The sequence below is a fragment of the Cellulomonas citrea genome (assembly GCF_009829685.1).
GTDB lineage: Bacteria > Actinomycetota > Actinomycetes > Actinomycetales > Cellulomonadaceae > Cellulomonas > Cellulomonas citrea.
Genome location: NZ_VWSD01000314.1, coordinates 1 through 1,061, shown reverse-complemented (window position 1 = coordinate 1,061; position 1,061 = coordinate 1). Strand labels below are relative to the sequence as shown.

The 1,061-nt window shown below is 76.5% G+C and carries 1 protein-coding gene; it reads right to left on the bottom strand.

Features of this window, described 5'->3' with window-relative positions:
- Window positions 1-1,061, bottom strand: a 1,061-nt coding sequence (locus tag F2B26_RS16425) for an FAD-binding and (Fe-S)-binding domain-containing protein (RefSeq protein ID WP_201292800.1), incomplete at both ends; no start/stop codon positions are given.

Here is a 1,061-nt window from a genome sequence, read left to right as displayed (position 1 = left end):
GGTGTCCATCCCGCCGAGCCGCAGCACGAGCCGGGCGACCGGCCGCACGCCCAGCGCGGCGTTCGCCACCGCCGCCAGCCCCGGCACCCCGGTGAGCAGCCGGGCCCACCGCGGCAACCAGCCCAGCGCGTAGTGGTTCATCGGGCGCAGCCGGCCGCGGTAGCGCCGGTAGGTGACCTCGGACTTGTACCGGGCCATGTCGACCCCCGCCGGGCAGTCCGACGAGCACGCCTTGCAGCTCAGGCAGAGGTCGAGCGACTCGGCGACCTCCGGGGCCGACCAGCCGCGGGTCACGAGCGTGCCGTTGGCCATCTCCTGCAGCACCCGGGCCCGGCCCCGCGTCGAGTCCTTCTCGTCCCCGGTCGCCTGGTAGGAGGGGCACATGAAGCCGCCCGACGCGGTGTTGTCGGCCCGGCACTTGGCCACGCCGACGCAGCGGTGCACCGCCTGGGTGAGGTCGCCGTGGTCCTCGGCGAACGCGAAGCCGCCGCGCGCCGGCAGCGGCCGGGCGTGCGGGCGACGCAGGTCCGCGTCCAGCGGTCGCGGGTCGACGAGCACCCCGGGGTTGAGCAGCCCGGCCGGGTCGAGCAGGTGCTTGAACCCGCCGAACACCTCCAGCGCGCGCGGGGAGTACATCACCGGCAGCAGCTCGCTGCGGGCCCGCCCGTCGCCGTGCTCACCCGACAGCGACCCGCCGTGCTCGGCGACCAGGTGCGCCGCGTCGGTCATGAACGCGCGCAGCGCCGAGCCGTCGCGTTCCAGCGGCACGTCGAGGCGCAGGTGCACGCACCCGTCACCGAAGTGCCCGTACGCCATGCCGTCGACGTGGTGGTCGGCCATGAGCGCCTCGAGCGCCCGCAGGTAGGCGCCCAGGTGCTCCGGCGGCACCGCCGAGTCCTCGAACCCGGGCCAGGCCTGCTCACCGCTCGCGGTGCGCCCGCCGAGCCCGGCCCCGTCGGCCCGGATCCGCCACATCGCCGAGGCCTGCGGCCCGGGCGGGAACACCCCGACGGCCGAGGTGCCGGCATCGGCCGCGAGCAGGCGCGCGGCTGCCGTCGCCG